Source organism: uncultured Photobacterium sp., from assembly GCF_947502415.1.
In the GTDB taxonomy this organism is placed as follows: Bacteria; Pseudomonadota; Gammaproteobacteria; order Enterobacterales; family Vibrionaceae; genus Photobacterium.
Window position 1 is genome coordinate 162,332 of record NZ_CANMZV010000005.1, and the last position, 25,000, is coordinate 187,331.

Sequence of the window (25,000 nt, forward strand, 5' to 3'; positions counted from 1 at the left end):
GCCAATTTTCGGTTACGAACGTGATGAAGTAAAGAGCAGATTTAATTTTTGATTGCAGAGGAAACACTCAATTATTTGGCTACTTGATAGTTATAATTAAGCCTTTATACCCAAGTATCATGAAGTCATCGGGTATAAAATGTCAGTTAAAAATAATTAGGAGAAAGAAGTATGGCTATTGCACAACCAGCAATTTTGCCGGAAGGCGGTCCGTTTGCTCTGTATGTTGTAATGAAAGTTGTTGGTGACAAGCCGGCTGTGATTGAGCAATGTCAGGAACTCCATAATGTGCTGGAACAATTGAATGAACAGCAACCAGGGGCGGCATTACGTGCCAGTATCGCTTTTGGTAAGACTTTCTGGGAATCCTTAGATAAGGGATGCCCTGCTGGTTTTGATGATTTCAGCGCGTTGGGCGAAGGGGATATCACGGCACCGTCAACGGGAGGCGATATCCTTTTGCATATTAACTCTAGCCGTCATGATCTTAATTTCTATACATTACGTCAGTTTTTGCAGCCGATTGTTCAAGAGGTTGAGGTATTGGATGAAACTTATGGTTACAAGTACCTAGATTCCCGAGACATGACTGATTTTGTCGATGGGACGGAAAACCCGAAAACGGAAGAGTCTCGTCGTGATGTCGCATTAATCTCTGATGGTGAGTTTGTCGGTGGTAGTTTTGTGATGGTTCAGCGTTTCATTCACAATCTGCCAGCTTGGAATAAGATGGCAGTGGAAGCGCAGGAAAAAGTGATTGGCCGGACTAAGCCGGACTCCATTGAACTTGAAAATGTACCGGCTGATTCCCATGTTGGCAGGGTCGACATTAAAGAAGAAGGTAAAGGGCTGAAAATTGTTCGTCATAGCCTACCGTATGGCTCTGTAACGGGCGAACATGGCTTGTTGTTTATTGCTTATTGTCACACTCAGCATAACTTTAATGCGATGCTAGAGAGCATGTATGGTGAAACTGACGGTAAAACGGATGCTATGTTGCGTTTTACCCGTGCGGTAACGGGGGCGTATTTCTTTGCTCCATCACTAAATGTATTAAATGCGCTGTAAGGCTGTAAGAGAGCAGGGTCCGATTAAAAATATCACCTCGGAAAGCTTGCTATATGAGTCTCGCTTTTAGATAGAGGGTATTTTGCCTTTTATTCTGTTCATAAAAAAACGCAGCCCTTGGGCTGCGTTTTTATTAAGGCTAAGCGTTTTACTTTTTGATGCGTAGAATTGGTGTTTCACCAACTGTTGTTGCGCCAGAAAGTTTGTTCAGCTCTTTGATTTCATCCATGTTAGAGATAACAACAGGAGTCAGAGTTGATTTTGCTTTCTCTTCCAGAAGTGCTAGATCGAACTCGATGACAGCGTCACCAGCTTTAACAGTTTGGCCTTCCTCAGCGATGCGAGTGAAGCCTTCACCTTTCAGTTCAACAGTGTCGATACCGAAGTGAACGAATAGTTCGATACCATCTTCAGACTCAATGGAGAAAGCGTGGTTAGTTTCGAAGATCTTGCCGATAGTACCGTTTACTGGTGCAACCATTTTGTTGCCAGCAGGTTTGATAGCGATACCGTCACCAACGATTTTCTCTGCGAATACAACATCTGGCACATCTTCGATGTTTACGATTTCACCAGATAGTGGTGCGATGATTTCAATTGCACCAGCTTCGTTGCTGTCGTCTGAAACCAGCTTCTTCAATTTGTCAAACAGACCCATATCGTTGCTCCTAAGCGTTGTTATTCTATCTGCAGCTATTAGCAGATGGTCTTTTCTGCGATGAATTTTTCTACGTGTGCTTCAATCTCAGCAGCAGTTGGCATAGCCAGTGCCTGCTCAGCCATAGCTTTTACGTCAGCAAAATTCGCGTTGCGGATAACTTTCTTAATGCGTGGAATTGAAATTCCGCTCATGCTGAATTCGTCAAGGCCCATACCTAGTAGCAGTAGGGTTGCACGTTCGTCACCAGCAAGCTCTCCGCACATACCTGTCCACTTACCTTCTTTGTGAGAAGCATCGATTACTTGCTTGATCACTGTTAGAACAGCAGGTGATAGTGGGTTATATAGGTGAGAAATCAGCTCGTTACCACGGTCAACAGCAAGAGTATACTGGGTTAAGTCGTTAGTACCAATACTAAAGAATGCAACTTCTTTCGCCAGATGGTGTGCAATTGCAGCAGCAGCAGGTGTTTCTACCATTACGCCGATTTCGATTGTCTCGTCGAATGCATGGCCTTCGGCACGAAGTTCAGCTTTGTATTCTTCGATAGCAGCTTTCAGTTCGCGGATTTCTTCAACAGAGATAATCATCGGGAACATGATGCGAAGTTTACCGTGTGCAGATGCACGTAGGATTGCACGTAGCTGGTCGCGTAGAATCTCACGACGGTCCAGGCTGATACGCACTGCACGCCAGCCAAGGAACGGGTTCATTTCTTTTGGCAGATCCATGTATGGTAGATCTTTGTCACCACCGATATCCATAGTACGGATGATCACTGGCTCGCCGTGCATAGCTTCAGCAACGTCTTTGTACGCTTGGTATTGCTCTTCTTCAGTAGGAAGGGCATCGCGATCCATGAACAAGAATTCGGTACGGTAAAGGCCTACACCTTCACCACCGTTACGGTTAATACCGTCACAGTCTTTAACTGTACCGATATTACCGCAAACTTCTACCTGCTTGCCGTCAAGCGTGATAGCCGGAAGATCTTTCAGTTTTGCAAGTTCTTCTTTTTCAGCCAGGTGTGCGTCACGGATTGCTTTGAATTTGGTTAGCTCATCGTCAGATGGGTTGATCACAATCTTGTTGTTGATTGCGTCAAGGATCAGCATGTCGCCGTTCTTAACCTGAGCTGTGATGTCGTTAGTACCTACGATTGCAGGTAGTTCTAAAGAACGTGCCATGATAGAGGTGTGTGAAGTACGACCACCGATATCTGTGATGAAGCCAAGCACGTAGTTTAGGTTGATTTGCGCAGTTTCAGAAGGCGTCAGGTCGTTAGCAACCAGAATTACTTCTTCATTGATAGCGCTAAGGTTAACGATGTTGATACCTAATGCGTTTTTAACAAAACGGTTACCGATATCACGGATGTCGGTTGCACGTTCTTTTAGGTATTCGTCGTCAAGAGATTCTAGCGTTGTTGCCTGCTCTTCAATGATTGAGTGAATCGCAAGTTCAGCAGATGCGTTGTTGTCTTTAATGAAGGCTATGATTTCTTCTTCTAGCTCTTCATCTTCCAGCAACATTATGTGGCCTTCAAAGATGGCTTCCTTCTCTTCACCGAAGGTCGCTCGTGCTTTTTCTTTGATTACTTCTAGTTGCTCAGAAGATTTTTTTCGAGCATCGAAGAAACGCTGAATTTCGTTCTCGATTTGGTCTGCAGCGATAGAAGTTTTGTTTAGAACAATCTCTTCTTCCTGCAGTAGTAGTGCTTTACCGAAAGCAATACCAGGAGATGCCAGGATACCTGAAATCATAGCCTTACCTTAAATTAACTTAAAACTAGGGGAAGTAATAAACGACTGCGGATTAGTGCAGTTCGTCCATTAGGGCAACTAGGTGATCAACTGCTTGTTGTGCCTGAGCACCTTCAGCAGAGATAGTCACAAGCGTACCTTTTACCAGACCTAGAGTTTGTAGTTTGAATAGGCTTTTAGCGCTAGCGCTCTTACCGTTTGAAGTTACAGTGATGTCCGCGTCGAAAGCTTTTGCTTCTTTAACGAACTGAGCAGCTGGACGAGTGTGTAGACCGTTTTCTGCAGTGATCTCAACTTGCTTCTGATACATTTTTCACCCCGATTATAGATATAGTAGTATTTAATATTTAATTAACTGAAAGTAAGCTTAACGCGGATAACATTAGCTTGCTAATCTGGAGTATAAACTACCCAACAGTTAGGCAATGTTGCTTAATCCAAGTCAATTTTTTGTGACATTTCTTGTTTTTGAGGCATCAAAATGATGGATTATTGACCCTTTATTTTGATGCTTAAAATAAAATTCAACGGATTTATATTAAAGCTCAGTTCAAAATGCAACAAAAAACCCCCCTATTGGGGGGCTTTTGAGCAACTATAAGAAACCCAATCTTTTAAAGTGTGATCACTGTTGGGTTTCTTTTTCTGTAAACAGTCCGGCAAACAATGCAGTTGATAGATAGCGCTCACCCGAACTTGGTAGTACAACAACAATGTTTTTGTCGGCATATTCCGGACGTTCGGCAATACGGTTGGCGGCAATAACCGCGGCACCGGATGAAATACCTGCAAGAATCCCTTCTTCTTCCATTAGGCGTCGTGCCATATCAATGGAGTCTTCAGAGCTGACACGCTCTATTTCATCAATCAAATCTAAATCGAGGTTACCCGGAATAAATCCTGCGCCGATCCCCTGGATTTTATGTGGAGCAGGTTGAACCTCTTCACCATTGAGGGTCTGGGTAATAACTGGAGACTCAGATGGCTCTACGGCTACAGTTGTAATTGCTTTACCTTTCTGTTGTTTAATATAACGGCTTACGCCCGTTAACGTACCACCGGTACCGACACCGGATACGAAGACATCAATTTCACCATCAGTTGCATCCCATACTTCCGGGCCAGTCGTTTTTTCGTGAATTTCCGGGTTGGCCGGGTTATTGAATTGCTGGAGAAGGAGGAATTTTGACGGATCCGAAGCAACGATCTCTTCTGCTTTTTCAATGGCACCTTTCATGCCTTTTGGTGCTTCAGTCAAAACAAGGTTAGCGCCGAGTGCTTTCAAGAGTTTCCTGCGCTCCAGGCTCATGCTTTCAGGCATTGTCAGGGTTAGTTTGTAGCCGCGTGCTGCTGCAACAAAAGCAAGGGCAATACCTGTGTTACCGCTGGTTGGTTCAACCAGTTCGACACCTTCTTTTAGGATGCCTTTCTTTTCGGCATCCCAAATCATATTGGCCCCGATACGGCATTTAACACTAAAGCTTGGATTTCGCGCCTCTATTTTGGCCAGTACATTACCTTTACTGACGCGGTTAAGACGAACTAGCGGGGTGTTACCAATAGTGAGGGAGTTATCTTCGTAAATTTTGCTCATGCTTGTCGTTCCTTCGTAACGCGTTCTCAACAAATGACACTTAAAGCATAATCGGTCATGCCTGTTTGGAAAGTAATTTATTGTTATATCTTATTGTTATATAGGAAGAGGTGTTTTATGAGAGAGAGACGAGGTGCACTTTTGCAGGAGAAACAAAAAGCGGGAAACATTTTGCTACCCGCTTTTCTAATAGATGTGGTTCAGCTTGTTTGAGGGTACTAGTGTAATCTGTACTTTTCGCGGTAGTTATCAACCCACATAGCGGTTGCGCCGCAAACGGCGATAGGCATGACGAACAGGTTAAGTATTGGCGTCATAGTAAAGAGCATGACCAGGCTACCGAAGCTAAGTGACTTACCGCGTTTGACTTTCAGGGCATCGCGCATGGTCGTAAATGGTACTTTATGGTTGTCAAAAGGATAGTCAGCATATTGAATGCTCATCATCCACGCACTGAACAGAAACCATAATACCGGCCCGACAGTCTGGCCAATGGCTGGTATCCAGAGCAGGATCAGCAGGCCGAGTGCTTTAGGAAGGTAATATTTTAGCTTGACCCATTCGCGATGCATGATCCGCGGGAGATCTTTGAGAATTGCTGAAAATCCGACATTGGGTGCTGGCTCACCGGTGAGCTTGGCTTCAAGATGTTCAGCTAGCAGGCCGTTAAACGGGGCGGCAATCCAGTTAGCGATGGTGCTGAAGAAATAAGAAAAGGTGACCAGCGTAGCGATGGCTATCAGAGGCCATAGTAAGTATGAGAGCCAATCGAGCCACTCTGGTAGGTATGCTATCCAGCTGTTGATCCAATCGCTAAGCTGGCTTAATACCAGAGTAAAAGCTGTGCCGAAAAGGAGGATGTTCACCAGCAGGGGCAAAAGAACAAAACGGCGGGTACCAGGCTCTAGTGCGAGTGACATGCCCTTGAAGAAATACTGGGCACCGCTGACCGGGTGTTGGATGGCTGGTGATTGACGCATCTGATTCTCCTTTATGAGCCTTTTCCGATACACAAATGTTGAATAATGAGAAAAGGATAGTGGGTGCATGTTAACGGTGTGCGGTGCATCGAATCAAATATCATCGACATAATTGTGTGGATTAAAAGTAAAAAAGGGTAATACTTAGCCTGATTTTTATCCGATTTTGTGCTCAGCCACACTATCTTGCACGAATCGATATAATCATCTTCTCTTTATGAATTGAGATTTGGTACATTAATAGAGATTCCTTTAATTATCTTCCTTGACTACAAGTGAGATAATTAAAGGAATCGATAGAGTTATTCGACGGTGTTCAGGGCTTAGTGGATTTTAGCCTTGAGCTGCCCGATGAATTATCGTGTGTCATTAGTCCCGTTATGGGTAACGAGTAAATTCAGAGTATTCATATGCAGGAATTGCGTCTGGTTCTTATTATTGTTGGCGCGCTGGCGATTGCAGCGTTACTGTTGCATGGCCTGTGGAGCAGCCGAAAGGAAAAGCCCGCCAAATTCAGCGAAAAGCCGCTGGGTAAGTTAGATGAATCATCAAAAACTGCCGATACAGATGGTTTTGGTGACGACGGGGTGGGTAGTGTGAGAGTGGTCTGCAATGATGAGCCGTCTCAGGAAAATATCCGAACGGCTCGAAAAGAACCGGAGCTGCACTTTGGTGACAAGATTCAGGCGGATCCGCTAATGGATTCGGCGACTAGCGCTCTTAATGCAGATCCGGCTTTGGATTTACCTAAGATGTCAGCTCAGCAGGAAAAAGCCGTTCCGCCAGTCGAGCCCCAAGGTGCTGAACCGATTTCTGAACAAGCCGTATCACCTGCGATGCATGCTCTGCAATCACAAATTCACCAGCCGAAGCAGACAGAAACAAAGCAGGCGAGTGTAGAGTCAGAATTGCCTCAGCCGATGTTGAAAAATCCTGAAAAGGTGACAGTGGTTGAGCCGAAAATGCCGCAACCAGCTGAGCCTGAAGTTCAAGCAGAACCAGAACCGACATTAGAGCCTGAGCCTCAATTACCTCCTGATTATCTGGTGCTAAATATTCATGCTCGTAATGGCGAAATACTGACTGGTGCGAAGCTATTTAATTGCTTAGAGAAGAATAACATGTATTTTGGTGAGAATTCGGTCTATCACCGCCATGCTGATAGTGCCGGTACCGGGCCGACTCTTTTCTCTATCACCAATATGGTTCACCCGGCTCACTTCCCTGAAGGCGGGGATGAGAGTTTTGAAACTCCGGGTATCGCTTTCTACCTGATGTTGCCTTGTCACGGCCGAGCGGATTATAACTTCAATATGATGCTCCAAACGGTACAGCGCGTTGCTGATGAGCTTAGTGCGGATGTGCTTGATCATGAACGAGCAATGATCACTCCTCGCCGTATTGATGAGTACCGAGAAAAAGCAAAACTCTACACTCGGGCATAACACGGGTTAAAAATTAGCTATAATCAGGCCCCTTTTCGGGGCCTTTTTTATTCGATAGGAAGAACAATGAGTCATGACATTCAGCAGCAACTCAAGGCGTTGCGCGAACAACTTGCCTACCATGGGCATCGTTATTACGTTGAAGATAACCCTGAAATACCTGATGCTGAATACGACAGGCTGATGCAGCAGTTGCTGGCGTTAGAAGCCGAGCATCCTGAGTTAGTCACCGTTGATTCCCCGAGCCAGCGTGTGGGCGGTAAACCACTAGATGGTTTTACCCAAGTTACCCATGAACTACCAATGCTGTCACTGGATAATGCGTTTAGTGACGATGATCTTCGCGCTTTCGAGAAGCGTATGCAGGATCGCTTGATCCCGTCGGTATCTCTGAACTATTGCTGCGAGCCTAAGTTGGATGGCTTGGCTGTGAGCCTGATGTATGAAAACGGCATCTTGGTTCAAGCTGCGACCCGAGGTGATGGTACTACTGGTGAAAATATTACAACCAATGTTCGTACTATTCGCTCGATCCCGTTAAAGCTTCAGGGTGAAGGTTGGCCGGAACGTCTGGAAGTTCGAGGCGAAGTGTTCATGCCTAAACAAGGTTTTGACGAACTGAATGAACGGGCACAGAAAAAAGGCGAAAAGACGTTTGCCAATCCGCGTAATGCAGCGGCAGGTAGTTTGCGCCAGCTTGACTCCAAAATTACAGCGACACGTCCACTTAGCTTTTTTGCTTACTCAGTTGGCGTGGTTGAGGGAATGGAGTTGGCCGCAAGTCAGTTTGAGCGACTGATACAGTTGAAAGAATGGGGTATTCCGATGTGTCCGGAAATACGCCAGCTGAACAGCTTAGAAGATGTGATTGCCTACTATCAATATATTGCTGAAAAGCGCCAGGCGCTGTCGTATGAAATTGATGGCGTTGTGATTAAAGTTGATGCCATTGATACTCAGGACCAGCTAGGTTTTGTTGCAAGAGCACCTCGTTGGGCAATTGCGTATAAGTTCCCGGCACAGGAAGAAATGACCCTATTGAACAATGTCGAATTCCAAGTAGGCCGAACTGGGGCTATTACACCTGTAGCCAAACTTGAGCCGGTATTTGTTGGCGGGGTGACAGTGAGCAATGCCACGCTGCATAATGCTGATGAAGTCGAGAGACTGGGCGTGATGATTGGCGATACGGTTATTATTCGGCGTGCCGGAGATGTGATCCCTCAGATTGTTTCTGTGGTTGAATCCCGTCGCCCAGAAGGCGCTGAGCCTATTGTCTTTCCTATGGTTTGTCCTGTGTGCGAATCGAAGGTTGAGCGTGTTGAAGGCGAGGCGGTAGCTCGTTGTTCTGGCGGTTTATTTTGTCAGGCGCAGCGCAAAGAGGCGCTGAAGCATTTTGTCTCCCGTAAAGCTCTTGATGTTGACGGCTGTGGCGAAAAAGTCATTGAACAGTTGGTTGACCGTGAAATGGTTTCGACTCCGGCAGATTTGTTCAAGCTTTCGGCTGGTGTGCTTACCGTTTTGGAGCGCATGGGACCAAAATCAGCTCAGAAGCTGGTGGACTCTTTGACTAAATCAACGCTGACGACTTTGCCGCGTTTCCTTTATTCTCTGGGGATCCGCGAAGTGGGTGAAGCTACGGCGGCAAACCTGGCCCTGCATTTTGAAACTTTGGATGCGATAGCCAAAGCGAGCAAAGAACAGCTGATCGAGGTACCGGATGTCGGTACGATTGTTGCCGAACACTTGTATAATTTCTTCCGTGAGGACCATAACCTTAAAGTGATTAACGACTTGATTGAGGTTGGTATTCACTGGCCTACAATTGAAAAACCAGAAGACGGTGTCGAGTTACCATTAGATGGCAAAATCGTCGTTCTGACGGGCTCACTGTCTCAGTTAACGCGCTCTGATGCAAAAGCAGCACTGCAAGAGCTTGGCGCGAAGGTGACCGGGAGTGTGTCGAAGAAAACTGACTTGCTGGTTGCTGGCGAAGCTGCGGGCTCAAAACTGACGAAAGCGCAGGAACTTGGTATTGAAATTTGGGATGAACAAGCGCTTGTTGATTTTATGCAACGTTAATTAATAAAGTCTTGAGCTTTTAATATTTGTGGTACATGGAAAAATCATGTGCCACAATTATCTCTTATCTCTTATCTCTTATCTCTTATCTCTTATCTCTTATCTCTTATTTGGCCGCGCAGTAAAAATATTCCTTTTAGTTGTTTTTCTTTTCCAAAATAGTTCGGAAAATCTTGTTTGATTGTGATGTTTATAACAATGAAACTAGTGATGGTTTCATTATTATTTTTAGAATAACATCACAAGGGTAATCATTACGCTTACTTAAGTGGTTGTTTTTGTTGTTCTTATTGTCAGGTTTGAAAGTGGGGTTTGAAAGGTATGATATTGATCACTTTAGCGGCAAAAATTTGTACTGCATCATATTTTTTAAATAATAAATTAAGTTCTAATTGATGTTTTTCGATGCGAAAGTAGTCTAGTAACTGAAGTCAAACAGCAGTTCTGAATGAACTGAAAAATATGATTTAACTGGGTTTATTACTTAGTTGACATATTGGGAGATTTACTTGGTGTCTTCGGCGGCCAACCTAATAGACACCAGTATACAGCTAGTATTTTTAGGAGTTATTCCATGGACAAAATGTTTAAGCGTTCTATTCTTGGTGCAGCTATCGCAACAGCTGCAATGGTTTCTGCATCAGCAAATGCATATACAATCGGTGAGTCAAATGACGCACAAGTTGAAGTTTACGGTGTCGTGTCAATTTCTGCTGTCGATTATGGTACAGATGACGGTTTTACTTCTGAAGATGGTTCCAAGAAAGATGAAGGCTGGGTTCTTGAAAACGAAACTCGTGTAGGCTTCCGCGCGGCACAAGCAATGACCGATAGCCTTGAAGCGTTTGTTCAGGTTGAATCTGGTTGGGTGTTGGATGAAGGTGCAGACCTAGGTAACCGTGATACATTTGTTGGTATGCGTGGGGACAGCTGGGGGCAGGTTCGCTTTGGTCGTATGCTGACACCTATGTATGAGCTGGTGGACTGGCCATACAGTGCGTCAAACATGGGCACAACGTTTGACCGTGGTTGGCGTAGCGGAGAGCGTTTCCAGTTTGACCGTAAGAGTCAGCAAATTCGTTATGATTCAGCATCAATTGCCGATATGCTGACATTTAGCTTGTCGTACGGTAAAGGTAGTGAGAAATCAAGCGATTCATCATTCGTAGGTGGTAAAGTTTCGATCGCTCCTGTTGATATGCTAACCCTACATGCAGCGTTTGAGTTAGGTGAGGATACTGTTTTTGCATCAGGAAGTGATGCGACCTTTAATAAAGATGGCACTCTAAATGAGGCTGGCAAGCAAGGTTCTGTCGGTGATACTGATGCATACTTTGCGGGCTTTGAACTTCGTCCTATTGACAGTTTGATGTTTGCAGCTGCTTATAAAGTAGGCGAATACGATGCAACCAACAAGGGCGGTTTCGATTATGATAAGCGTGAAATCGATGCTTTCTCGCTTCAGGCTAACTACTACATGGGCGATGCCCTGTTCCGCCTAGGTTATGCCAACCAAACTGGTGAAACAGATACTAAGGAAGATACAACTTTAGACTTTGAAACCATCACTGGTGAATTCGGCTATAGCTTCAATAGCGTTTATACATTCCTTCGTATTGCTGAGCACAGCAACGATGGCGAAGGTGATGTAATGGTCCGTGTTGGTACTGAGTGGTACTTCTAATCTTTAATTAAAGAGATTAATGTTCTTGAAAGGCTTCAGGTAACTGAAGCCTTTTTTATTTGTATCAATCATAAAGTAAAGTAGTAATGGCTCTATTGGTATTTTTAGTTTATTTGCTGGTGTGATTTATATTGAAGCGGGTTTTAATTGAAAGTGGAGGTTAATTTATAGAGGGAGCCAGGTCACGGAGATAACCTGGCTATAGCAGGATAAAGTTTTCAGTTGATGTTTTTGATTGCCCAGCTAAGGAATTCTTGTTTTTCTTCTTCACTCATTTGATTATAAACGTTTTTTAAAGTTATCAGTTTAGAAGATGATGTTTGCTGTTCATGATAATTTGAAGAGGTTATGTTTTTTTGAGTGGGCGGGTTTATATTGTTGGCGTTAATGTTAGCCGTATTTATGTTTTTAGATTGATTGTAACTGGCTAATAAGTTTGCATAATTTCTGGATAATGAAAAGCCATCAAGAGGAAGCTTCTCGTTGGTGTAATCAATAGAAGCTCCGGACGTGTTTTTTAAGCTTATGGATATTGATTTATCAAATTTTTGTGCTGATTCGTAAGAAGCTAATGGTGGGATTGTCATCGTCAATTTTTCATCGACACTATTAAAGCTTAGTACTTGTGGAGCTGACCGATATTTTTTCCCCTGGCTTGAACCTTTGTTATAAATTTTTTGGATTTCATAGACGATTTGGTTTTGCCCGTTAGGGAGTGTTATTTGATCAGGGTGTGAACTGACGAATGATAATAAGCCACTTCTCCCATCTTCGCCATTAATTGATAAGATCGATACTTCCTTAGGTAGTTCTAACTTTACGTCTGCGGCAACAGGTAGTGATAGCAGGCTAAGTAGGCTACAGGTGATAATGCGTTTTTTCATTGAAGTAGAGCCTCTTTTTTATTGCAGGTAAAAGCAAAAAATAATTAATATTTCATCACTTATAATAACTTATAGAAATACTGTTTCATGCTGCTTTTTATTAATTTGTCATGAAATAAGAGAGGAGTCACAAGATGTGTTTTTTCATGTATTGAGGTTATTCGCCTGGGCTTTAATCATGAATTTACAGATAATGGATTATTCTTTTGTAGAATGTCATTTTGTGTCGCAATCATCACTGGTGACTGTGTTTTGCGTCCCGACATGGTTGTGTTATGAGCGTTTAGGGGGGATTAGGAAAAATCTGATAGGGCACAACTGTATTGAGGATTACAAGACTGGTGGTAAAATGCATCCTTATCGATGAAGGTGGTGCGGTCGCATCGCCGTATGTGTCATCATTCTTATTTAAGGTTCTTTCATGACGGTTAAAACTCGTTTTGCTCCAAGCCCTACAGGCTTTCTTCATGTTGGTGGTGCTCGTACTGCACTTTATTCTTGGTTGTTTGCTAAGCACATGGGCGGTGAATTTGTTCTTCGTATTGAAGACACTGACTTGGAGCGCTCTACACAAGAAGCGATTGATGCCATCCTTGAAGGTATGGAATGGCTTGGTTTGAACTGGGATGAAGGTCCTTACTACCAGACTAAGCGCTTTGATCGTTACAATCAGCTAATTGACCAGTTACTGACTGAAGACAAGGCTTATAAATGCTACTGTCCGAAAGAGTTACTTGAGGAGCTTCGTGAAGAGCAGATGGCTGCTGGTCTGAAGCCTCGTTACGATGCGAACCATCCAAAGGTGATGGAGGCAAATGGTGCAGCTACGGAAGAAACGCCATTTGTTATTCGTTTCCGTAACCCGAAAGAAGGTACTGTGGTATTTGAAGATCATGTTCGTGGCCGTATCGAAATTGCGAACAGCGAACTTGATGATCTGATCATTCGTCGTGCTGACGGTAGCCCGACTTACAACTTCTGTGTGGTTGTTGATGACTGGGATATGGGGATTACCCAGGTTGTTCGTGGTGAAGACCATATTAACAATACACCTCGTCAGATTAATATCTACAAGGCATTGGGTGCGCCGGTACCTGAATTTGCGCACTGTGCGATGATCCTCGGTGATGATGGTGCGAAACTGTCTAAGCGTCATGGTGCCGTAAGCGTAATGCAGTATCGTGATGAAGGTTATCTGCCTCAGGCGCTATTGAACTACCTTGTTCGTCTTGGTTGGTCGCATGGTGATCAGGAAATCTTCTCACTAGAAGAGATGATTAAGCTGTTTAGCCTGGATTCTATCAGTAAGTCAGCATCTGCCTTCAACACAGATAAGCTATTGTGGTTGAACAACCACTACATCAAGACTGCAGAGCCTGAGTATGTGGCTAAGTACCTGCAATGGCATTTGGATCAGAAAGAAATTGATATTGCTAACGGCCCAGCGATCACTGATGTGATCAAGCTCGTGGGTGAGCGTTGTCATACTTTGATTGAACTGGCTGAGCAATCTCGCTACTTCTATCAGGATTTTAGCGAATTTGAAGCTGGGGCGGCCAAGAAACACCTTCGTCCAGTTGCAAAAGAAGCACTGGCACTGGCACTTGCTAAAGTTGAAGCGCTTACAGAGTGGACAACTGAAAATCTGCACAATGTTATTAAAGAAACTTGTGAAGAGCTTGAGCTTGGTATGGGTAAAGTTGGTATGCCACTCCGCGTTGCTGTTACAGGTCAAGGCCAGTCGCCATCTGTTGATGCTGTAATGCAGCTTGTTGGAAAAGATCGTGTGGTTGAGCGAATCAATATGGCATTGGCTTTCATTGCTGAGCGTGAAGCCAACGCTTAATTAGTTGTGATGGAAGTTAAAGCGGAAGAGGTGATTAGCCTCTTCCGCTTTTTTTTCATTTTTTAGTTCTCTCTTGGTATTTCTTAACACAGTCAAAAAAACTTTCGGCTGTGGCACATTCTTGAATTGCTCTCTTCGGTATCTCAACATGCTCACCAGCAAGAAGGAATGCTGAGGTATTAAAGCTAGCAGCTAACATGATGATAGCCCCTAGGGCAGCTAGTTTTTTCATACGCCTTACTTCTCCATACTTACTTTACACTGTGTAGTGAATTTATTATCAGTAGACACAGTTAAAGCGTAGATCACGATCATTTTTTTCAAATCTTATTAAGCATTGGTTTGCCTACCATAAATGAGGCATGATAGGGCTGCTGAATAGCAATGGAGAGTGAAATGTGAACGAGATAGCAAAAATATGAGCTTGTGTTAGTGTTGGGATATATCGCTATTGACATGATTTAAGAGTGTTTTTATTATTTTCTCACCCTTTGGGGCTATAGCTCAGCTGGGAGAGCGCTTGCATGGCATGCAAGAGGTCAGCGGTTCGATCCCGCTTAGCTCCACCAATTTTTTATGTTTTTCTCTTATTTGAGAAAGACATTACAGGAACCTCGCTTCGGCGGGGTTTTTTGTTATTGGTGCTTATGATCGGAAGGACTGAGTTGGTATTCAGAGGTGATAATGAAGGGCAATTATTATTCAGTTTGGTATGAGGTATTGAATTGTTAGGGTTATTCAAAATTGCTAAGTAAGGGAATTTGGATAACTGTTTAGGGTGGTGTGCAGATTAGATAAAAAGCATGCCATAGAGAAATGGCGCTCCCTACAGGAGTCGAACCTGTGGCCTTCCCCTTAGGAGGGGGACGCTCTATCCAGCTGAGCTAAGGGAGCTTCAAGTTTGCGCTTGAATTGCCATTATACCTAAAATCTTTCTTTTTTTAAGCAATTAGTATCATCGAGGTAACTGCTTGGTCAGTAAATCACCAGGTTGGATGCTGCTGGCTAAATCTGTCTGCTCAACAGAAAGCTCTGCTGATTTTTCGTAAATCCGTTCAGCGGTTAGGGTGATATCGGTTTGAACCATATGATTGCGCGGGATACCCTGTTGATCGATAAACCCGGCGCTATGCCATAGTTTTAGTTGATCGCCGCGTTGGATACCGTGAATGCGGCCAATGTTGATATGAACGGTATTGCCAAAGACGTTCACAACCTCCGGCAGGCTGGTTCGGCAGGATAGGGCTGTTTCCAGATCCAGCATCATATTGCGGCTGACTCTTTGTACTGCCTGACCATAACTGGATTGCCAGAAACGGGCGCTATGGGTATCAACTTGGCTGACTTTGGAAAAAGGCCATTGAGCGACCTCTCGGTAATTGTTCTGCATCAGAGTCTCGCCGGTTTTTCCGTCGATAATTTCTAGCGTGGCGGCAAATTGACGGTTGATCTTATCATCCCGGATTACCTTTTGATCTAGCGTTGATGTTAAGTCAGTTATTTGACCGTTAATGATATATTGGGCGTCATTGTCTTCTGCCAGCATCATCAGTGTACTTGGCTGACCGGCATTGATCGGTACCCGTGTTACGCCTGAGACGATAAAGCTTTGGGATTTTCGTTCAATTTGGCGCTTAAGCATATGGGTAAAGTCATTGCCCAGTTTATAAACTCCACCCATTGACGCATGCTGAGGGGATGTGATGTTGAAGTTACCCAGTAATACACTTTTTTTATATTGGATTTTGTGGCAACTCTTTGCCGATGGGTAAAGATCGATACGTGCCGTTAGGTAATATTTGCCGCCTTTCTTTTTGGTGTCCAAGACCATGACGTGGCGTACTTCATTGCCGCTGAATTGATATTCCTGCTGCTCGGTTGCGAGGTAGGGGCGAAGGTGGGAAAAACTGGCTATATCGGCTCCGACGTATCCCATAGCCTGGTAAACTGCATCTTCTAGCGCATTGATTCTGGCTGTACTTTCACTTTCAAGTATCATGGCCGTGCCTGTTACTTCCATCTTGGCGGCATTGGCCTGGAATGAAGCGATTAAGCATAGGCTACTAAAGAGCTTTTTTAGTTTTTTATTCATGGTATTCAACTTAGGTATGAAAATTGCTTGCCAATTGTTTAGCTGAAGATAAAACTTGCCGTTTCTTCTATCAAGTATATTAGTGTCATGCAAAGAGTGTTCCTTATAGCATTTTTGTATAGATAAGGAATTAATCGGTAAAGTTTTTCTGTCTATGAACGATAACAGTCTACAACTCTCTTTTCATCCGGAGCAGGCAAGAATGAAAAAATGGATAGTCCTGATACTGACAGCGATGACTGTATCTTGCTCATACTCTCCGATATATAACGGAAAAGAACCCTACTCAGGGAGTTCTTTTTTGTTAACGGAAACGCCTCGTCATACGATGGACTTCTTTATCGAAGGGCTTACTGAGCAGTTGGTGACATCGAACCAGTACCTAAGTGCAAAAACGCCGCTGGCTGTCACTTCATTTGTTGATCTGCAGGACATGAGTGAAACCAACTGGCTGGGCAATACTGTAACTGAAGGCTTTATTTTCCAGATGCAGCAGCGGGGTTATACCGTTGTTGATTATAAAGCAACAGGTGCGATTAAAGTGACTGCTGATGGTGACTTTACGATCAGTAGAAACTGGCGTGAGCTGGCATCGGAACAACCTGTTGATTACGTGCTGACAGGTACAATGTTAAGACAAGGTGGCGGGGTTCTGCTTAATGCCCGTATTATTGGTATGCGTTCACGAGTGGTGATTGCTACGGCACAGGGCTTTTTGCCAGCCGACCGGATTGGACGTGACCTCGATACATTGAATAAAATGCGGGTACAGGATGGCGTGATTATTCGCAGTAAAGCGAATACCCTTGAGCGCAATACCGTAGTGTTAAAACCTTAGGAGTTGTTATGCGTTATTGGTTTATGCTGGTGATTTTCTTGTTGGCTGGTTGTCAGCCTCTGACCCAGATTCGCAATGAAGATCTGATCACCGCAGTGGGCTATGCGTCCATCAGCGAGCAGCGTGGCCGAACCATAGAGGAAAAACGAGTAAGGGCGATGAGAGCATCCAAGATTGATGCTTATCGCGAGCTGACCGAACAAGTGTACGGTATGCGGATCAGTGCCCGGGCTGGAATGGAAGATCAGCAGTTGGGGATTGAGAATACTGATGGTGCGGTCGATGGTATTATTCGCGGTGCTGAGGTACTTCGTAGCTATCCGGTCGGCGATAGTTATGTCACGGAGATGCAACTGGATCTTCGAAAGATGGATCGTATGAAGCAACATGGTGAGGTTTACCATGTTCCTACTAACCAAGAGACTTTGTTCTAAAACTGATAAATGGCGAAGCGGTGTAGTATATATATTCGCTTCGCCTCTCATGTTGTATGTTGTGAAAAAAGGGTCATGACTCAAATAGGTTGATATGTGTTAGTCTATCCACTTTTCCTTGTAAGTACCTCACCTATGGCAACCATCCAAGTAAAATGTCGTTTCTGCCACCAAACTTAACTCGTGCGTAAATACGGTACTGGTTCTGGCGGATTTCAACGGTTCAGATGTCTTGATTGTAAGCGAACCTTTCAATTGGAATACGCCTACGAAGCCTGTCGGCCTGGTGTCAAAGAAAAATCGTTGATATGGCAATGAATAGCTCTGGCGTCAGAGAAACTGGAAGGGTACTGAACGTTGCTTACAACACGGTATTGAACACTTTAAAAAACTCTTGTCAAGACAAGTGACGACCATCCCATTCGATACAGCTAATCTTGAGTTGATATGTGAGGTCGATGAACAGTGGTCATTTGTGGTCAACAAGAAGCATCGCCGTTGGCTTTGGTATGTGGGAGCCTCGTTATAAACGAGTCATTGCCCATGCTTTTGGTAAACGGAACACAGATGCTCTACTTACGCTCTTAGGCCTGCTTTCGCCCTTAATATTAGCTTCTTTTGCACCGATGATTTCAGTGTTTATGCCAGTACTTTACCGAGAGAAAAGCATATTGTAGGTAAGCGTTTTACTCAACGAATCGAGAGAACCAATCTAACATTGCGTTCAAGACTAAAGCGTTTGGTTCGCAGAACCATTGGTTTTTCAAAATCTGAAGAAATGCATGACAAGGTCATCGGCACATTCATCGGGCGAGAGTTCTATCTATAATCCAACACTTTTGAGTCACGACCGAAAAATGGATGGTAAAAAGAGAAGAGGGTCAGTTTCGGGCTGTTTTCTTGATTGGCTATTCTTTGCCGCTTAGCTTAATACGCTTTAATTATTGTCGCTTAATTACGCTTTAATATTGGTTCCTAGTGAGCGGATATTTTGTGCCGCACCGCTGCTATTATACGTCATTTGTTGTTTGCCACGGCTTTGTTGGAAGAGATTATTGAGTTTGTGGAAACTCAACTGAGCTCGTTGCAGAGCCTCGCCGTTGATTTCGTTGATTTCCTTGCAGCGCGAGACTGTTGTTTTAATAGATTCAACTTTTTCTGCCAGATCAGGATCTTCTGTCAGCTGCTGGCTATGGGCATGGCTTGCAATTAGGTGATCTTGTTGCTGAATCTTGTTTATTAAGGCAAGCTTGTCTGTCGCAAGTTTAGCGATGTCAGCCGATTTACGTGCAACAATCGCTTCTTTTTCTTGTTCCAGCAGGCGAGAGAGAGAAACCAGGGTCGCCAGTTGCAGCTCTAGTAACTGTTCGATAGTTTGGGACATGCGTTTCTCTCTATAATCACAGGTTGCAACAGGCCTGTCTGTGGCTATAGGCCTTGTAGCTCATCTTCAAACTTCAACATATTTGATGCCAGCTTATCTGCATCAATTTTGTATTCGCCATTTGATATGGCGTCTTTAATTGCTGCGACTTTGGCGTTGTCAAAGCTTGGTTCAGCCGCAAGCTGTTGGTGGATTTGTCCGGCTGCCTTGCCTTGAGAACTCAGTGAAACGGCATCTTTCTGGCCGCCTCCTGGAGCTGCAACTTGTTGATTTTTCGCAGAGCCTGAAGCTGAGCCAGAAATGCTGTTGTTATTGCTTCGAGCTGTGGTCATTGGATGACCGGATCGAAGCTGATCAATACTTGCCATAAATTAAGCCTTTGAACAATAAACTAGAGACAGTTTCTATTTCGGCTGTCCCTGTAATAACTTTAGCATTTAATTAAAAATTTACTGTCACTTCACCAACGCCAGTGATAATACCATCGATAACGCGTTTTGACTTAGTATTTTGTACCCGGATTTGCTCCCCGAGAGAGCCGTCAGACAGGGCTATTCCCTTGGTGATAATATCCAGTCCATTTCCGCCAGCTTTGATAAGGACAGAGTCATTGCGGCATACCAGGCAAATATCACCACCTTGAACGGCTTCTCCGATATTGACGTTCCGTTTTACTTTGGAGCCAATAATTTGTTGAGGATGTTCAAATACCACTCCGCGCTGAAAGCGGGTTTCAATCATCTTGATGGCCAGATCCGATGCAGTTAGCACGACTCCTCGGGACAGGGGGGTGGTTGCGACTACCAGTGGCAGAAGGAGCTGTATCCGAACGGGAACATAAACCTGCCAGTTTTCTGGCTCACAGCGGATTAAGACGGTAACATTACCCGACAGGTTCTGTTTACCGGGAATTGAGCTGACGAGTGGAGTAGAACAAGCTGTCAGTTTGAGTCGTGAATCTAAATTTGCTGCTTTGACAGTGAGTTGCCCATTTTGCGGCGTTTCGACGATTTTTTTGACGAATTCTTCAGCGGTATGTTGTACCCTATCTAGGATGTTTTGAGGCGCTGCTGACGTAATTGTGCTAAAGAAAATTGCCGGCAGGCCGATAATAATGACTAGGAGTGTTAAATGTGTTCTTTGGGTCACGGTTTTTACTCTTTAATGCATAGTCTCAGGGGCTACAATTAGTTTCGATGCTCATCATATGTGTTGTACGATAAGCGTACTGTACTTATCGTACACGTATAGAAATAAAAACGCATAACATGGAGTCACCCTTATGTCGGGGATACTTGATTCAGTGAATCAGCGCACCCAGCTTGTTGGTCAAAACCGGTTGGAACTATTAACCTTTAGGCTCAACAGACGCCAGCGCTATGGTATAAACGTATTTAAAGTCAAAGAGGTACTTCAGTGCCCCAAGTTGACTACAATGCCAAATTTGCATCCATTAGTAAAAGGGATTGCACATATTCGTGGGCAGACAATCTCTGTTATCGATATGAGTTTGGCTACTGGCGGTCGTCCAATTGATGACTTGGATAACTGTTTTGTGATCATTTCGGAATTTAATCGTTCGATCCAAGGTTTCCTTGTCTCATCTGTTGAGCGCATCATTAATATGAACTGGGAGTCGATCCTTCCGCCACCAAAAGGTGCAGGTAAAGAAAACTACCTTACTGCGGTGACAGAAATCGATGATGAGCTGGTAGAAATTCTGGATGTTGAAAAAATCCTGGATGAAATTTCTCCGGTAGATACAGATATCTCGGGTACTGTACTTGAAGAGCTGGTTGCTGATATGCCTGTGATCCGTCGGGTACTGGTAGCTGATGACTCCAGTGTTGCCCGTAAGCAGATCCAGCGTGCGATTGAAGCCATTGGTTGTGAATGCGTTCTTGTCAAAGACGGTAAGGAAGCAATCGAAAAGCTGAGGGAAATGGCGAAAGAAGCAAGTATTTATGAACAGCTTGCTCTGGTAATTTCAGATATTGAAATGCCAGAGATGGATGGCTATACATTGACAGCTGAAATTCGTAATAATGCCAGCTTGAAAGATCTGCATGTGATTTTGCATACGTCACTAAGCGGTGTCTTTAACCAAGCTATGGTTGAGCGTGTTGGTGCTAATGCATTCATCCCTAAGTTTAACCCTGATGAGCTGGGGGCTGCGGTTAAGGCCGCTATGCCGGAATAAACTGAAAATAGAGTAGTAGATGACAGCTATAACAATAAAAGACCAGGAATACCGTGATTTTTGTCGTTTTCTTGAAGCGCAATGCGGCATTGTACTTGGCGACAGTAAGCAGTATTTAGTGCGCAGCCGTCTGAGTCCTTTGGTCAGCCGATTTTCGCTATCATCTCTTTCTGAGTTACTGCAACTAGTGATCAGTGGACGTAATCGTGAATTGCGTGTAGCGGCTGTGGATGCCATGACGACTAACGAGACGTTATGGTTCCGCGATACCTATCCGTATACGGTGCTAGCAGACAAAATCTTGCCGGAGCTTGCTGCAAACAAGCGCCCGCTCAAGATTTGGTCGTCAGCCAGCTCCTCCGGTCAGGAGCCGTATTCGATAGCGATGATTGTGCTGGAAACTCAAGGACGCCGACCTGGTATGCTCACCAGCGGTGTTCAGATCACAGCGACAGATATTTCGCAGACCATGCTGGATACATGTCGTGCCGGTGTGTATGACAACCTGGCTTTGAGCCGGGGCCTTTCACCGGATCGTCGCCGCGTTTTCTTTGAAAACAATGGTGATGGCCGAATGAAGGTGAATGATAAGGTGAAGCGAATGGTTAACTTCCGTCCGCAAAACCTGAAAGACAGTTATGCGTTGCTGGGCAAGTTCGATGTGATTTTCTGTCGCAACGTTCTGATTTACTTCTCGCCTGAAATGAAGGCGAAGGTACTTAACCAGATGGCTGCAAGCCTGAACCCAGGAGGTTACCTGTTGCTTGGTGCCTCGGAATCGCTAACGGGTCTGACTGACAAGTTTGAGATGATCCGCTGTAACCCTGGGATTATTTATAAGCTTAAATAGCTGCTGTGGGTTTATCAGAACTTAGGTTCTTGATAAACACAAAGCATGACATAGCATTTAGGTTATATCCCAACTGCCTAGACTCCTGAGTGATCGAGGAACCTGACCTTTTCCTCGATACTCAATTCCCCCTTCTTCTTTTTTCTCAATTTAGTTTACCTCCTCTCAGTATTGTTGGCATACCATTTGCTTATATATCAATAACGATTTATGGAGGCAGTTATGTCTATTTCTTTTGATAAAGCTCTAGGTGTTCATCAGCATACCGTCGGTGTACGCAATAAGCGCGCGGAAACATTGGCTAGTAACATCGCCAATGCCAATACTCCTGGCTACAAAGCAAAAGACATCGATTTTCAACGCGCATTGAGTGCGGCAACATCAGAGGCAAAGATTGGCCTTAGCCGCACTAATGGTCGGCATATTTCTGCCTCTACAAAATTGATGGGCGAGCAAAAGTACCGTGTACCGAATCAACCGGATACTGGTGATGGTAATACCGTTGATGCACAGCTTGAGCGTAACCTGTTTATGCAGAACTCATTGGAATACCAAGCGTCTCTCGACTTTCTGGGCTCAAAGTTCAAAAACCTGAGCAAGGCATTAAAAGGAGAATAATAAATGAGCTTGTTTAACATTTTTAATGTCAGCGGATCGGCGATGAGTGCAGAGTCTGTGCGCTTGAACACGACGTCAAGTAACTTGGCTAACGCCAATAGTGTGAGTAGTTCTGCCGAAGAGACATATAAAGCTCGCCATCCAATATTTGCAGCGGCGCTGAAGAGTGCCAGTTACCAGCGCGATGACAGTGTACCTGTTCAGGTTAAAGGTATTGTTGAAAGCCAGAAGCCGTTACGTGCGGAATATAACCCAGATCACCCGTTGGCGAATGCTGAAGGTTATATCTATAAGCCAAATGTTAACGTAATGGAAGAAATGGCAAACATGATTTCAGCTTCTCGTTCTTATCAAAGTAATGTCCAGGTGGCAGATTCTAGTAAGCAGATGTTGATGAGCACATTGCAGATGGGTAAATAAGGGTAAGGAGTTACTGTTATGACCGGTATTAACGGCGCAGGTCAAAGCAATTTGTCCTACCTTGACCAGCTCAAGGGGATGCAAGAGAAAAAGCTGCAGGAAGACCAGAAAGTTACAACAGGGCAGAATGAGCTTAAGCAGGAAGACTTTCTTTCTCTTTTGACGAAGCAGCTTGCACAGCAAGATCCGTTCAAGCCTGTTGGCAACGATCAGATGATTGCCCAAATGGCATCATTTGCAACGGTTGACGGGATCAGTCAGATGAATGAGCAATTTGGCAGCCTTAACTCTGCTATGACCTCGAATCAGGCGCTTCAGGCTTCTTCTCTGGTCGGGCGTGATGTGCTAATTCCGAGTTCAACCGGGGTCAAGAAGGCTGACGGTGGCGTGGCCGGTATGGTGAAGTTACCTCAGGCGTTAAACAATATGATGGTCAGGATCGAAAACGAGCAGGGCCAGTTAATTAAAACCTTCGACATGGGGGCGAAACCACCAGGCGAACATCGCGTGGAATGGGACGGTACCGATGAAAGTGGCAATGCGTTGCCTGAAGGTCGCTATCAGCTAAAAGTTGCCGGGCTGGTTGATGGTGAAAGCCGGGAATTTGATGTGTCTACCTATGCGAATGTCAACAGCGTGTTGCTTGGTAACGGTGATGGCAATGTCATGCTTAACCTCGCGGGCTTTGACTCGCCATTTAAACTAGCTGAAGTACTTGAAGTCGGCCAAGTATAATAGACCTTAGGAAATTCTTAACATGGGTTTTAATATTTCTCTTAGTGGTATCGGGGCATCGCAGAAAGACCTGAATACCACAAGTAACAACATTGCCAACTCGAATTCTTTTGGTTTTAAAGAATCTCGTGCTGAATTTAGTGATGTCTACTCTAACTCGGTCTTTTCGAACGCCAAGACAACAACAGGTGGTGGTGTTCAGTCATCTGTTGTTGCTCAGCAATTCCATGAAGGTTCGAGTATCTATACTAATAACCCGATGGACCTTCGTATTTCAGGTAGTGGTTTCTTTGCTGTTGCCGATGATAAGCTGCAGCCGCAGAATAACAGCCTGACGCGTAACGGTGCTTTTCACTTGGATAAAGATAATAATATCGTCAACTCGGAAGGCCAGTTCCTGCTAGGTTATCAGGTGGATCAGGAGACCGATCAGGTAACATCCTATGAATCCCAGTCCTTACAAGTGCCGGATCAGTTTGGTCAGCCTCGTGCTTCAACAAACTTGAATGTTGGCGTTAACTTACCAGCTGGTGGTGACCCTAAAGATCCGAAGCAGTTTGATTTCAATGATCCGAATACCTATAACAAATCGACGTCTGTAACTATTCATGACTCTTTGGGTCAGCCATACAAAATGACGACGTATTACGTTAAAGATAACACTACGCCAAACCGTTGGTCTGTTTACTACACTGCAACGGATGGCAATGGTGAGAAGCCAGTGAATGTGACTAATGGTGGCGCGGCAACAGCCACTGGTCAGCAAGGTAGTACCATTGACTTTAATTCAGACGGTTCGGTGGCTTCGATTAACGACGGCCAGCCTGTTATCACAGAGCCGCTTGGCGCGGCCGGGGCTGGTCTGTATTTGAATGGTGCAGATGAAAACCAAGTGATGAGCATTAATTTTGACTCTCCGACTCAGTATGCTGCGCCGTTTGAGGTTCGTCGCTTCAATGAAGACGGTGCGACAACGGGTTACCTTGCTAAAGTCGATATCGATGCGAAAGGTTCGATTGTTGCAACCTACAGTAACGGTGAAAACGTGACGCTTGGCCGTGTCGGTATGGTACGTGTACCAAACGAGCAGGGCTTAGCATCAAAAGGCGGCACTCAGTGGGTAGTGAGTCAGGATTCTGGTGCTGCTATTTGGGGTGAAGCAAGTCAGGGCGCTTTTGGCACCGTGAAGAGTGGTACGCTGGAACAGTCAAACATTGACATGACTCAGGAGTTGGTGGATTTGATCACCGCTCAGCGTAACTTCCAGGCAAATTCCCGAGCTCTGGAAGTGGATAACCAGTTACAACAGACTATCCTACAAATTCGTTAATTTACTTCAATATAGCGGATAATATTACTATTCCCGCTCGTTCAGTCCGATACTGAATGAGCGGCAAGTTTTGTCCGTAACTGTCAGAAAAT

General features: G+C 44.5%; 25 protein-coding genes, 2 tRNA genes and 1 pseudogene. 16 read left to right on the forward strand and 12 right to left on the reverse strand.

All coding sequences use genetic code 11. The features are described from left to right. Nucleotides 1-171 precede the first annotated feature (171 nt). The gene (locus tag Q0852_RS07350; protein WP_299016027.1) at nt 172-1,068 is read left to right on the forward strand and encodes a Dyp-type peroxidase; all 897 of its coding nucleotides are present in this window, start codon (nt 172-174) and stop codon (nt 1,066-1,068) included. Between the two features lie 148 nt (nt 1,069-1,216). Here Q0852_RS07350 and crr read toward each other — a convergent pair whose 3' ends face one another. From crr to cysZ, 5 genes are all read right to left on the reverse strand, one after another. Continuing rightward, nucleotides 1,217-1,726, reverse strand: coding sequence for a PTS glucose transporter subunit IIA (gene crr, locus Q0852_RS07355; protein WP_299016030.1), 510 nt, complete (start codon nt 1,724-1,726; stop codon nt 1,217-1,219). Between the two features lie 38 nt (nt 1,727-1,764). Continuing rightward, nucleotides 1,765-3,492 carry a phosphoenolpyruvate-protein phosphotransferase PtsI gene (ptsI, locus tag Q0852_RS07360; protein ID WP_299016033.1) on the reverse strand — a complete coding sequence of 576 codons (1,728 nt, stop codon included), beginning with the start codon at nt 3,490-3,492 and terminating at the stop codon, nt 1,765-1,767. 52 nt (nt 3,493-3,544) lie between these two features. After that, nucleotides 3,545-3,802, reverse strand: a complete 258-nt coding sequence (locus tag Q0852_RS07365) for an HPr family phosphocarrier protein (RefSeq protein WP_299016036.1) — start codon at nt 3,800-3,802, stop codon at nt 3,545-3,547. Nucleotides 3,803-4,117: 315 nt separating this feature from the next. Then, nucleotides 4,118-5,086, reverse strand: coding sequence for a cysteine synthase A (gene cysK / locus Q0852_RS07370; protein ID WP_299016039.1), 969 nt, complete (start codon nt 5,084-5,086; stop codon nt 4,118-4,120). A gap of 218 nt (nt 5,087-5,304) precedes the next feature. Then, nucleotides 5,305-6,066 (reverse strand): sulfate transporter CysZ, encoded by a 762-nt coding sequence (gene cysZ, locus Q0852_RS07375; protein ID WP_299016042.1) that lies wholly within the window; start codon nt 6,064-6,066, stop codon nt 5,305-5,307. 410 nt (nt 6,067-6,476) lie between these two features. On the opposite strand from cysZ, the gene zipA reads away from it, so the two are divergent. The 3 genes from zipA (at nt 6,477) to Q0852_RS07390 (ending at nt 11,277) form a co-directional block, all read left to right on the forward strand. Beyond that, complete coding sequence (gene zipA, locus Q0852_RS07380; RefSeq protein WP_299016045.1) at nt 6,477-7,511, forward strand: cell division protein ZipA; 1,035 nt, start codon at nt 6,477-6,479, stop codon at nt 7,509-7,511. A 66-nt stretch (nt 7,512-7,577) separates the two neighbouring features. After that, nucleotides 7,578-9,593, forward strand: coding sequence for an NAD-dependent DNA ligase LigA (gene ligA, locus Q0852_RS07385; protein WP_299016048.1), 2,016 nt, complete (start codon nt 7,578-7,580; stop codon nt 9,591-9,593). 574 nt (nt 9,594-10,167) lie between these two features. Beyond that, a complete protein-coding gene (locus tag Q0852_RS07390; protein WP_299016050.1) occupies nt 10,168-11,277 on the forward strand; it encodes a porin in 1,110 nt (369 codons plus the stop codon). A 218-nt stretch (nt 11,278-11,495) separates the two neighbouring features. Here Q0852_RS07390 and Q0852_RS07395 read toward each other — a convergent pair whose 3' ends face one another. Further along, nucleotides 11,496-12,161, reverse strand: a complete 666-nt coding sequence (locus Q0852_RS07395) for a DUF2057 domain-containing protein (RefSeq protein WP_299016052.1) — start codon at nt 12,159-12,161, stop codon at nt 11,496-11,498. 421 nt (nt 12,162-12,582) lie between these two features. Here Q0852_RS07395 and gltX point away from each other — a divergent pair, with 421 nt between their 5' ends. Next, nucleotides 12,583-14,007 (forward strand): glutamate--tRNA ligase, encoded by a 1,425-nt coding sequence (gene gltX, locus Q0852_RS07400; protein WP_299016054.1) that lies wholly within the window; start codon nt 12,583-12,585, stop codon nt 14,005-14,007. A gap of 55 nt (nt 14,008-14,062) precedes the next feature. Here gltX and Q0852_RS07405 read toward each other — a convergent pair whose 3' ends face one another. Continuing rightward, a complete protein-coding gene (locus tag Q0852_RS07405) occupies nt 14,063-14,239 on the reverse strand; it encodes a hypothetical protein (protein ID WP_299016056.1) in 177 nt (58 codons plus the stop codon). Nucleotides 14,240-14,500: 261 nt separating this feature from the next. Here Q0852_RS07405 and Q0852_RS07410 point away from each other — a divergent pair. After that, a tRNA-Ala gene (locus Q0852_RS07410) sits at nt 14,501-14,576 on the forward strand. 248 nt (nt 14,577-14,824) lie between these two features. Here the strand turns inward: Q0852_RS07410 and Q0852_RS07415 are convergent. Together Q0852_RS07415 and Q0852_RS07420 are read right to left on the reverse strand one after the other, a co-directional pair. Further along, nucleotides 14,825-14,901 (reverse strand) — tRNA-Arg (locus tag Q0852_RS07415). A gap of 61 nt (nt 14,902-14,962) precedes the next feature. Continuing rightward, the gene (locus tag Q0852_RS07420; protein WP_299016057.1) at nt 14,963-16,099 is read right to left on the reverse strand and encodes a flagella assembly protein FlgT; all 1,137 of its coding nucleotides are present in this window, start codon (nt 16,097-16,099) and stop codon (nt 14,963-14,965) included. A 202-nt stretch (nt 16,100-16,301) separates the two neighbouring features. On the opposite strand from Q0852_RS07420, the gene Q0852_RS07425 reads away from it, so the two are divergent. From Q0852_RS07425 to Q0852_RS23960, 4 genes and pseudogenes are all read left to right on the forward strand, one after another. Continuing rightward, nucleotides 16,302-16,937, forward strand: a complete 636-nt coding sequence (locus Q0852_RS07425) for a FlgO family outer membrane protein (RefSeq protein WP_299016060.1) — start codon at nt 16,302-16,304, stop codon at nt 16,935-16,937. An 8-nt stretch (nt 16,938-16,945) separates the two neighbouring features. Continuing rightward, the gene (locus tag Q0852_RS07430; RefSeq protein WP_299016062.1) at nt 16,946-17,371 is read left to right on the forward strand and encodes a flagellar biosynthesis protein FlgP; all 426 of its coding nucleotides are present in this window, start codon (nt 16,946-16,948) and stop codon (nt 17,369-17,371) included. A 314-nt stretch (nt 17,372-17,685) separates the two neighbouring features. Beyond that, complete coding sequence (locus tag Q0852_RS23955; RefSeq protein ID WP_367278116.1) at nt 17,686-17,781, forward strand: IS1-like element transposase; 96 nt, start codon at nt 17,686-17,688, stop codon at nt 17,779-17,781. Between the two features lie 65 nt (nt 17,782-17,846). Further along, a pseudogene (locus Q0852_RS23960) lies at nt 17,847-18,200 on the forward strand (IS1 family transposase). A 126-nt stretch (nt 18,201-18,326) separates the two neighbouring features. On the opposite strand, the gene Q0852_RS07440 reads toward Q0852_RS23960, so the two are convergent. The 3 genes from Q0852_RS07440 to flgA all read right to left on the reverse strand — a co-directional run bounded on the left by Q0852_RS07440 (nt 18,327) and on the right by flgA (nt 19,904). Continuing rightward, nucleotides 18,327-18,755: a flagellar export chaperone FlgN gene (locus Q0852_RS07440; RefSeq protein ID WP_299016069.1), complete on the reverse strand. Its 429-nt coding sequence runs from the start codon at nt 18,753-18,755 to the stop codon at nt 18,327-18,329. Between the two features lie 44 nt (nt 18,756-18,799). After that, nucleotides 18,800-19,123 carry a flagellar biosynthesis anti-sigma factor FlgM gene (gene flgM, locus Q0852_RS07445; protein WP_299016072.1) on the reverse strand — a complete coding sequence of 108 codons (324 nt, stop codon included), beginning with the start codon at nt 19,121-19,123 and terminating at the stop codon, nt 18,800-18,802. Nucleotides 19,124-19,196: 73 nt separating this feature from the next. Continuing rightward, entirely contained in the window at nt 19,197-19,904 is a 708-nt protein-coding gene (flgA, locus tag Q0852_RS07450) for a flagellar basal body P-ring formation chaperone FlgA (RefSeq protein ID WP_299016075.1), read from the reverse strand. Between the two features lie 133 nt (nt 19,905-20,037). Here flgA and Q0852_RS07455 point away from each other — a divergent pair, with 133 nt between their 5' ends. The 6 genes from Q0852_RS07455 (at nt 20,038) to flgE (ending at nt 24,908) form a co-directional block, all read left to right on the forward strand. Further along, on the forward strand, nt 20,038-20,955 hold the full coding sequence (locus Q0852_RS07455; protein ID WP_299016078.1) for a chemotaxis protein: 918 nt from the start codon (nt 20,038-20,040) through the stop codon (nt 20,953-20,955). A gap of 19 nt (nt 20,956-20,974) precedes the next feature. Next, nucleotides 20,975-21,805 (forward strand): protein-glutamate O-methyltransferase CheR, encoded by an 831-nt coding sequence (locus Q0852_RS07460; RefSeq protein ID WP_299016080.1) that lies wholly within the window; start codon nt 20,975-20,977, stop codon nt 21,803-21,805. Between the two features lie 222 nt (nt 21,806-22,027). Beyond that, entirely contained in the window at nt 22,028-22,423 is a 396-nt protein-coding gene (flgB, locus tag Q0852_RS07465; protein ID WP_299016083.1) for a flagellar basal body rod protein FlgB, read from the forward strand. Between the two features lie 3 nt (nt 22,424-22,426). Further along, nucleotides 22,427-22,843 (forward strand): flagellar basal body rod protein FlgC, encoded by a 417-nt coding sequence (gene flgC, locus Q0852_RS07470; RefSeq protein ID WP_299016085.1) that lies wholly within the window; start codon nt 22,427-22,429, stop codon nt 22,841-22,843. Between the two features lie 18 nt (nt 22,844-22,861). After that, a complete protein-coding gene (flgD, locus tag Q0852_RS07475) occupies nt 22,862-23,578 on the forward strand; it encodes a flagellar hook assembly protein FlgD (RefSeq protein ID WP_299016087.1) in 717 nt (238 codons plus the stop codon). Between the two features lie 22 nt (nt 23,579-23,600). Further along, nucleotides 23,601-24,908 (forward strand): flagellar hook protein FlgE, encoded by a 1,308-nt coding sequence (gene flgE / locus Q0852_RS07480; protein ID WP_299016090.1) that lies wholly within the window; start codon nt 23,601-23,603, stop codon nt 24,906-24,908. Nucleotides 24,909-25,000: the final 92 nt, after the last annotated feature.